Source organism: Corallococcus exercitus, from assembly GCF_003611585.1.
Lineage (GTDB): Bacteria > Myxococcota > Myxococcia > Myxococcales > Myxococcaceae > Corallococcus > Corallococcus exercitus.
Window position 1 is genome coordinate 18696 of the sequence record NZ_RAVW01000087.1, and the last position, 9195, is coordinate 27890.

General features: G+C 66.5%; 4 protein-coding genes, 1 tRNA gene and 1 pseudogene. All 6 read right to left on the bottom strand.

Annotated elements, in window-relative coordinates:
* Positions 1-5: 5 nt before the first annotated feature.
* The gene (locus D7W79_RS13505) at positions 6-4088 is read right to left on the bottom strand and encodes a DUF3857 domain-containing protein (RefSeq protein WP_120525786.1); all 4083 of its coding nucleotides are present in this window, start codon (positions 4086-4088) and stop codon (positions 6-8) included.
* A 278-nt stretch (positions 4089-4366) separates the two neighbouring features.
* Positions 4367-5566 carry a hypothetical protein gene (locus D7W79_RS13510; RefSeq protein ID WP_208729726.1) on the bottom strand — a complete coding sequence of 400 codons (1200 nt, stop codon included), beginning with the start codon at positions 5564-5566 and terminating at the stop codon, positions 4367-4369.
* A gap of 356 nt (positions 5567-5922) precedes the next feature.
* Positions 5923-5995, bottom strand: a tRNA-Ile gene (locus tag D7W79_RS13515).
* A 72-nt stretch (positions 5996-6067) separates the two neighbouring features.
* Positions 6068-6397 carry an MGMT family protein gene (locus tag D7W79_RS13520; protein ID WP_120525788.1) on the bottom strand — a complete coding sequence of 110 codons (330 nt, stop codon included), beginning with the start codon at positions 6395-6397 and terminating at the stop codon, positions 6068-6070.
* A 98-nt stretch (positions 6398-6495) separates the two neighbouring features.
* Complete coding sequence (rpoD, locus tag D7W79_RS13525) at positions 6496-8616, bottom strand: RNA polymerase sigma factor RpoD (protein WP_120525789.1); 2121 nt, start codon at positions 8614-8616, stop codon at positions 6496-6498.
* Positions 8617-8706: 90 nt separating this feature from the next.
* Positions 8707-9195, bottom strand: a pseudogene (locus D7W79_RS13530) (DNA primase); the annotation flags it as partial.

The following is a 9195-nucleotide window of genomic DNA, read 5'->3' on the forward strand; positions in this document are numbered from 1 at the left end:
TCGGACTACTCCTGGACGGCCGCGGACGTGGGCCCCCGCAGCGAGACGCGTTGCTCCAAGGCGTCGAGCACGGCCTGCATGGCGTCCTTGAACGCCGTGTACCTGGAGGCCTCGAAGCGACCCTGCGCCCGTCGGATGCGGAAGTCTCGCGTGAGCACGCCATCCGCCAGCCGGGACGCCAGCTTCCACTCCGCATGGTCCGTGGTGCCGGAGCGCTCCTCCAGGTCCTGCGCCGTGACGGCCTGACCCGAGGGCACCTCGAAATGGGTCACGCTCTCGATGACGAGGGGCGTCCTCATTTCAAAGGGAGAGTCGCGTCGCTCCGTCCCCCGGGTGCTCAGGAAGTTGTGCTCCCAGGGCGAGGGCAGTTGCCCCACGATACCGCCGCCCGCGGAGGCGAAGCGGCCGCGCACGACGTATTCGATGCTCAAGGTCAGCGGACGCTCGGGCTCCTCCAGGTCGGGGGCCTCCAGGGTGGTGACGCTCACGCCGGCCCGGGAGCCTCCCAGCATGGAGGCCATCTGCTCCGCGCGCTCAGAGGGCTCTTCGCTGGAGAGGAAATAGCGCACGGCGGAGGCGTGGTCTCCCGTCAGCGTCACCTGCTCCTTCACGTGCAGCGTCGTCCCCTGGAGGCGGACGTGGCGTTCGGCGCGCACGTGGCTCAGGGCGGACTGGGGAATGCGCACGAGCCGGGACTTCGTGCCATCCAGCACCAACGCTTCCCGGCCGCCCAACCCAATCTCCCCGCTGCTCATGGGCGCGATGAACTTGTTCGTCGCATCCACGAAGGTGCCCCCGCCCACCGTCGGCAGGTAGACGACCATGTGGTCGAACTGGTCCAACGATGGCGTATCCGCGACGACAGGGCCGCCCGTCCGCACGAGCGCCAGCTGCGAGGGAATCCCCGCGGCGCCGAGCAGCTGGTGCAGCAGGAGGGAGTGGTCCTTGCAGTCACCGGTGCGGTTGCCGAGGATTTCGTCCACGGCGTGCGGAATGCGGGCGCGGGCGCCGAAGAGGATGCCTCGATAGGCCAGGCTCTTCTGGACCCACCGGGCCAGCGCGGCGGCACGCGTCGCCTCATCCCTGGCCGTCCCGCCCTCCTTGGCGGCCAGTGCCTTCACGGTGGACGCGGGCACTAGCTGCGCGGCAATGGACTTCAGGTAGTCGGTTCCCTCGGCCTCCCACGTCGTGCCGACGGGGGCCAGCCAGGCCATGGGCAGGTACTCCTGGTAGTCGGGCTGCAGGCCCTCATCGCGGTAGAGCGCGGGCTGCTCGACGACGAAGGTCCATGCATCAGGCGCCTGGACGGGCTTGATGCCGGGCGAGGCTCGCCACTGCATCGCGTCCACGTCGCCGCGGACGTAGAGCACGGCGCGTGACGTGGGGATGCTCGTGGAGAAGTCCTGTTCGAGGAAGCGCATGGCCTGCGGCGGCGTGATGTCGCGCCGGGTGACCACCACGTCCACGGTGTGCCCGGGCTTCAGGCCTGGCACGGGCACCACCAGGGTGCGGCGCTGGGTGCCCTGCTGCGCGGAGGCCTTGTCGGAGACGTAGCAGTCCTCCACCTTGCCCCTGGCCACCACGCGGCCCTGCTCATCCCGGACCTCCACCCGGTTGACGAAGATCTCCTCGGACAGCGGGTTGAGCTCGAACTCGAAGGTGTTGAAGCGCTCCACGCCCGCGGCGTTGTGCACCTGGACCCGGCGCAGGTAGGTGGTACGCAGCTCCTTTCCCTTCACGAAGGAGATGGCGGTGGCCCGCAGGAGGTACTGGCCATTGTGGCCCGGCGCCCTGGCTGGCTTGTCACTCCGGGCAACCAACTCCGGGGGCAGCGCGACCTCCTCGATGGGCGTCTTGAGCACCGAGTTCACCCCCTGGCCCAGCGTGCCGGACACATGCTCGAGAAACTGGCGTGTGTCCGCGGAGGAGGGCTCCAGCTCGAGCGCCTTCTCCAGGGAGGCCTTGGCCTCCGAGTAGCGCTTGAGCGCGTACTCGGCGCGGGCCCGGACCTGGTAGCTCCTGGAGGACTGCGCTGACCTGCTCACCATGTCCTCGGCGACTTCCAGGGCGAGCTTGGGCTTCTGGGCCTCCAGCCACGTGTCCGCCAGGGCTTCGGAGACCTCCAGGGTGTAGCCCTCGCGCTTCTGCCGCTGACGCAGGAGGGCGGCGGCCTGCGCGGGGACGCCCTTGCGCCGCAGGATGTCCGCGTGCAGGAGCGTGGCGCCCGTCGAGTCGGCTCGCTTCCGGTATTGCTGGATGACCTGGAGCGCCTGCGCGACACGGCCCTTCTCCTGGAGCAGTGAGAGATACCGGCGCAGGTGGGTCTCGTTGGTGAGGCGGGATGGAAAAACCGAGGCGTAGGCTTGAAACCCTTCGGCCTCACGGCCGCTGTGCACGAGCAGGTAGGCCCGCCAGGACTCCAGCCGCAGCTCCCCCCGGAACCGTTTCGCGTGGGCGTTGATGAGCGCGAGCCCCTCCTCGTACCGCCCCGCGCCGCTGTACGCGGCCGCGGCGTTGATGAGCAGCATTGGCTGTCCGGGCTCCAGCTCGAAGGCGCGCTTGAACCAGGGGAGAGCCGAGGCGAAGTCCTCCCGGTCGGAGTAGTACCGCGCGATGCTGTCGAAGACCTTCGCGTGGGTCGTCGCGGCGGCCTTGCCCACCGCCGCGGAGCGGGGTGCTGTCGTGGGGGCGCTGAGCTTGACGGCATCCAGCGCCGAGCGGACCCGGGCGCCGAGCGTGGGCTGGTTCTTGGCCCACCATCCGGCGAGCAGGTACGCCATGTCCCCATCCCGGAACACGCGCAGCTCGTACTCGTCGACCGCTCCCGCTTCGTCCTGGGCCTCATAGGTGAAGGCCCGGCCCGAGAGCTTGTCCGAGGTGATCTCGCGGGCATTGCGGACCGTGGCTTCGTCGGAGTCGACGTTGAGGACGCTCATCAGGCCGTGGGCCAGGGCGTCCGGAGCGGGCTCCTCGCCGAAGAGCCAGATGGGGACGACGATCATGCTGGTGTTGTCACCGACCGCGCCGAAGTCCGCTTCGGGAAACTCCGTCGCGAGGTTGTTGGGCCGTTCCCAGAGCCGCCCGTCCAGCTCGACGGAATAGCCATACTCCGTGGAGTGCCCCGTCAGGGGGCTTGCGGCCGCGGCGGCGGGGGCGGCCTTGCGCTTCGGATCCAGCATGGAGAACCGCGCGAACAGGCGGTCCGCCTCCTCGAAGAGTTCCTTCTCGTCCTTCGTGCTCCCCCACGCCATGAGTTGATAGGCATACCCTTCGTGTGAGTAGACCCACTGCACATAGGTCAGCGGCATCTGCTTGTGCTGCGCACGGGTGCGCATGCGGATGCCCTTCAGCTCACCGACGGCATGGGGTTCGCGCGACAGTTTTTCGACCGCGCCCATGCCGCTCTCGAGGTTGGCGGCCACGACGTCCGCGATCAGCTCGGTGCTTTCCTCTCCGCCTGGGGCCTCCCCGTCCGAAGACTTCTCCGGGATGATGATGAAGAACATCTGGCTCTTGCCACCGCGCGCCATGGCGAACTTCGCAAGCTTGTTGAGCCGTGGGGCGTTCATCGTCATCCAGGGGCTGCCTGGATGCTGGAAGGCGAAGTTGAACTCCTCGTCGCGGATGCCTTCGTCAGGCTTCGCCGCCCGGTAGTCCGCCGGGATTTCATCCCGCCGTGAGAGGGCGTTGAAGAAGCCAAACCCCATGCCGCCGAGGATGAAGACCGAGAGCGCGACGGCCCACCACGCGTGCTTGCGTCCCTTCAGCCGCCGTTCCGTGTCGGAGCGCAGCTCCAGCAGGCCGGTGACGGCGAGGAACAGTCCCAGCAGCATGAGGACGAACGCGACCAGGGGCACCAGGATGGCCGCCAGCGGAGCGTCGAACAGGGGCTTGATCAGCTGCGAGACGAGAATCACCAGTGCGGCGATCTCCACGACCATCAGCGAATAGATGGCCTTGCGGTTCGTGGAGGATTCTTGAAGGGCTTCCCGGTGCTTGAAGAGGCCGAAGAGGAGGGCAACGATCCAGATGAGACTGCCGAAGGACAGGCCAGGATCCGTAGCCGCGGCGAAGAGCAGGGTGGTCATGTGAGGATGGACCGAAGCCTAGCAGGCGCGGCGCGTGCCATCCCATCCCCCCAGGATTCACAAAGGACGACGCACGGCTCTCAAAGCGTGTAATTCATTGTCTTTCGGAAAGCCTCAGCGCCTGGGTGAGGTCTGGTATTACCCAGCCAGACGCTGAGTGCATCGGCCGCGCGTGGAGTCTCGACGCTCAGTGAGACGTGAGCGGCGCGCGCTGTGAGTCCTCGCGGCGTCCGTGCTCGTTGAGTGTGGCGCCCCAGGCCCGGGGGAGGCTCAATCCATCACCACTTCTTCACGGGCCAAGCGCACGCGACGCCGCCAATGGACGCGCCGCCGTCCTTCCTGGGCGCGAACCGTCGCAAAGCCACGTTGGTCTGGCTGATTTCGTCGGCCGCCTTGGTATCCGCTGTCTTGAGTTTCGTTTCGAGAGCGGCGCTCAGCTTCCCCAGGGAGAACAGCTGGGTGGCGTCGTCGTAGTCACCCGCGGAGATGCGCAGGTACGCGAGCGTGTAGAAGAGCGAGAAGGCATTCCAGTTGTGAAGGAGCGTCTCCAGGATCACGGGGATGGGCCCGTTCCTGGAGATGGTGTGGCGTTGGTTGCCGAAGATCTTCTCCTTGAGGGTGACCCGCATCGATTCCAGATGCCGGTAGAGCTGCCAGACCGTCACCTTGGTGAGCCATTCCTCCGAGATGTCCGTCACGGACGTGACCGGCTCGCCGGCCGCGCCGCAGCAGAACTGGAGCCCGATGAAGTTGAGCAGATCCCCGGACGTCGCGGTCAAGGTCACCTGGGCACTGTTCTGCTGGCCAATGGCATTCCTGGCGGCGAAGTAACGGCAGAGGAGGTTGGCCTCGCCCTGCCGGCTTTCACAGGTCCCGCACTGGGCGTCCAGAAGCGTCTGGCAATAGTTGGTGGTGTACGAGTCCTTGGGTGCCAGGGAGTAGCCTTCGAGGGCCTTGTAGAGAGTCTTGGCCTTCTGGACGGTCGAGGCCGTGAAGTCCCAGTCCGCCTGAGGGGGCTCCCGGCGACGTGACTTCGTCTTGGCAAGGACGCCGAAGAGCCGGTCCAGCAGGCCCTGGTGTGAGAAGTCCTTGTCGTAGCGGTCGCCGTTGCCCAGCCCGAATGGATGCGCGGCACCCGCGCTGAAGAGGAATGCCCGGCCGCCATCCTTCTGGAGGAAGTCTTTGACCGCCGTCCACAGGGGCGCCTCCGGGGCGTGATAGAGGGGCACGGCCCCCGAGGTCATCAATCCGTCGAAATGCAGGAGGAAGAAGACGAGCAGGGTGTTGCCGTAGCCGCCCACCTCCGTCGCCATCTTGTTACCGAGCACCTTCTCGCCGTAGTAGTCCTTGATGGCACCAGTCAGCTTCAGGGCGTCTCGCGAGATGATGTTGTGCGCAGGGGTCCGGTTGTTACCCCCCAGGACCTTGCGCGACACGAAGGGGCGGGCGCAGGCCGGGCAGTAGCACCTGCTCGTCACGGCCTCATTCTTGTTATTCACCGCACCCTGCGGGAGCAGGTACATCTCCGCCATGCCGCCGCAGTCATGGCTTTCAAGCAATGACGGATGGATGAAGACGCGGTTGCAGCGCCTGCATGGAAAGTGCCCCAGCTTGGGGACCACGCGGTGGCCTGGGCAGGCATGCGCGGCCTGGCCCGCGGGATCCCATACGCCACACGTAGAGCAGAGAAATCCGGGCATGCGAGAGAGTCAATGCTGCGACGGAGCGCGAGTCAATGCATCCAGGCCCTCCCCCAATCGCTGGCGGAGGAGGTGCGCATGGCACCTCGGCCTCAGGGAGGCAGGAGGCGATGGATGACATGCTGAGGGGGAGTTGGGCCCTCCTGGATTCGAACCAGGGACCAATCGGTTATGAGCCGACAGCTCTAACCGCTGAGCTAAGGGCCCTCATGTCTCTGACGCCAGACGCGAGGCGGACTATCTCTCCGCCCGCGCGCGCCTGGCAAGCGCCGCCGCGTGTCAGGCCTTGCCGTCCTTCTTCACCACCCGGAACACCTGGCCCTTCTCGTTCACCGTGACGCCCTCCGCGCGCAGGCGCTTCGCCTGCTCGTGCGCCACCGGAGGCGCCAGCGTCCCGTCCGAACGGATGACCCGCCACCAGGGCACCTGCGTGGCCTGCCCCGGCAGGTGCTTCAACTCCCGCCCCACGCCGCGCGCCGCGCCCGGCCTCCCCGCGTAGATGGCCACCTGCGCGTAGGAGCGCACCTCCCCTCGGGGAATGGAGCGCACCTGCTTCATCACGCTGTCGGAGAAGGGCAGGGGCTTCTCGGCGGGCTTCTTCGCGGCCACGGCGCACCTCCAAGAGGGACGGGAGAAACGAAGAAGGCCCCCGGTCCACTTGAGGGAACGGAGGCCTTCAGGGCTCAACGGTCAGCCTACTCCGGGGCTCAGCTCTCCACGAAGGAGCGCAGACGCTTGGAGCGGCTGGGGTGACGCAGCTTGCGCAGCGCCTTGGCTTCAATCTGGCGGATGCGCTCGCGCGTCACCTCGAAGTCCTGGCCCACCTCTTCCAGCGTGTGGTCGCTCTTCTCGCCAATGCCGAAGCGCATGCGCAGGACCTTCTCCTCGCGCGGCGTGAGCGTGGCCAGCACCTTCCGCGTCTGCTCGGCCAGGTTCATGTTGATGACCGCGTCCGCGGGCGACACGAGGCTCTTGTCCTCGATGAAGTCGCCCAGGTGGCTGTCCTCTTCCTCGCCAATGGGCGTCTCCAGGGAGATGGGCTCCTTGGCGATCTTCAGGACCTTGCGCACCTTGTCGAGCGGCAGCTCCATCTTCTCCGCGATTTCTTCCGGCGTCGGCTCGCGGCCAATCTCCTGCACGAGGTAGCGGCTCGTGCGGATGAGCTTGTTGATGGTCTCGATCATGTGCACCGGGATGCGGATGGTGCGGGCCTGATCCGCGATGGCGCGGGTGATGGCCTGACGGATCCACCAGGTGGCGTACGTCGAGAACTTGTAGCCGCGCTTGTACTCGAACTTGTCCACCGCCTTCATCAGGCCGATGTTGCCCTCCTGGATGAGGTCCAGGAACTGCAGGCCGCGGTTCGTGTACTTCTTCGCGATGGAGACCACGAGGCGCAGGTTCGCCTCCACCAGCTCGCTCTTGGCGCGCTCGGCGCGCTTCTCACCCAGGCGGATGGCGTCGTAGTTGCGGCGCAGGGCGTCCACGGGGAGGTTGGCTTCCTCCTCCACGCGCTTGATCTTCCGCACCGCCGTGCGCACGTCGCGGTCCAGGACCTCCAGCTGCTCGGGCGTGAAGTTGAGCTGCTTCTGGAGCTTCTTGGCGATGTTCGGGTTCTCGCGCGACTCCTTGAGCTGCGGGCGCAGGTCCTTCATGTTGACCTGGTAGCGACGCTCCAGGTCCCCGAGCTCCTCCTCCGCCTTCTCCACGCGCTCGATGAGGCCCTTGAGGTTCACGACGATGCGGTCCACCTGCTTCTTGTTCAGCCGCATCTCCTCCAGGACCTCCATCATCTTGGTCCGAAGGTCCTTCACCTCCTGCTTGAGCTCCTTCTTGCGGACTTCCGTGAGCTTCTTCTTCCCGGAGAGCTCCTCCTCCAGGACCTCGCAGTCCTTGGCGAACTTGCGGAAGCGCTCGATCTGCTTGGAGATCTGCTCGATCTTGTTGAGCTCGCTCTGCGCCAGCTGCGCGGGGGCCTCGCCCTCGGCTGCTTCCTCGGCGGGCTCTTCCGCGTTCTCAGACTGGGCCTCTTCGGGCGCGTCCTTGATGACGTCGCGCACGCGCAGCTTGCCCGTCTTCAGGCGGTTGCTGATGTCCAGGATGTCCGCCACGGCGACGCGGCAGGCGAGCAGGGCGCGCAGGACTTCCTTCTCACCCTCCTCGATGCGCTTGGCGATCTCCACCTCGCCCTCGCGGGTGAGGAGGCTGACGCTGCCCATCTTGCGCAGGTAGAGGCGGACGGGGTCGTTGGACTTGCCACCCGGCTCGTCGTCCTCGTCCTTCTCGTCCTCGTCCTGGTCTTCCTTCTCTTCCTCGACGGCGACGGTGGGCTTGATCTCGTTGGACTGCGCGGCCTTCTGCGCGTCCACGATCTCGATGTCGTTGTCGCCGAACATGCTCATCACGTCGTCGATCTGATCGGACGACACGATGTCGGCGGGGAGGGCGTCGTTCACCTCGTCATAGGTGAGGAAGCCCTTCTCGCGGCCCGCGGCCAGCAGGTCCTTGACTTCCTTGCGCTCGGCGACGGGATCCTCCTCCACGTCGTCTTCCACGGCGTCCGGGTCCACCTGGACGGCGGCGGCGGCTTCCTCCGCGGCCTCCTCGGGGTCCACGTCGTCGGCCATGGCGGCGACGCCCTTCTTCTTCTTGATCTTCTCGGGCGCCTCGGCGGGGGCGTCCTTCGCCAGCAGCTCCTTCTCCTCAGGCTCCGCTGCCTTCGTGACCTTCGCCGCAGGGCTGTCCGGGGCCTTCTTCTTGCGGATCACCGGGTCCACCTTCTTCTTGGTGGGCTTCACGGATGCCTTGGGGGGCTTCTGCGTCGGCATTCGGGTACTTCTCCTTAAGAAAATCAGGTGCTTTGGCCTGGGCGAGCCGGCCGATCTACCGCAAAGTCGAGCTTTCTTACAAACGCGAACTCAAACCGGTTGCATTGGTGCCTTTGTTCCCGTTGCCGAGGAAGCGGGCCTCAGCTCATCCAGGACGCGCTTGCGGAGGGCCAGCAGCTCCTTGCGCTCGGACAGGAGCTGGCGGGTCTCCTCTGTCAAATCAAAAGCCCCCGGAGTCTGTTCCGTCGCTCGCTTTATATAAACGAGCCGCTCGTCGATACGCCGCACCATGATGTCGCGGCACGCGAGGATGAACTCCGTCTCCAGTTCCATTCCCCCCGGGGAGAGCCGGCGGCCGGCCTCCAGGAGCGTCCGCTTGACGACCTCCGTCGCCTCGAAGAGCGCCTCCTCCAGCCCCTGCCCGGACGTGGCCTGCGCCAACACCATCCGCAGTCCCATGTGGGACAGCTCATCACACACGCGGAAGGTGTCCCGGGCGAGCAGCCGGGAATCCCGAAGGATTGCGGCCACATAGAGCGCCTCCGACTCTGGCGGGGGGCGCTCCGCCTGGGGCTTGGG

What these genes read in the sequence shown, in the direction of transcription:
- D7W79_RS13505 (WP_120525786.1), bottom strand. Translation starts at nt 4,088, where the DNA reads ATGACCACCCTGCTCTTCGCCGCGGCTACGGATCCTGGCCTGTCCTTC.
- rpoD (WP_120525789.1), bottom strand. Translation starts at nt 8,616, where the DNA reads ATGCCGACGCAGAAGCCCCCCAAGGCATCCGTGAAGCCCACCAAGAAG.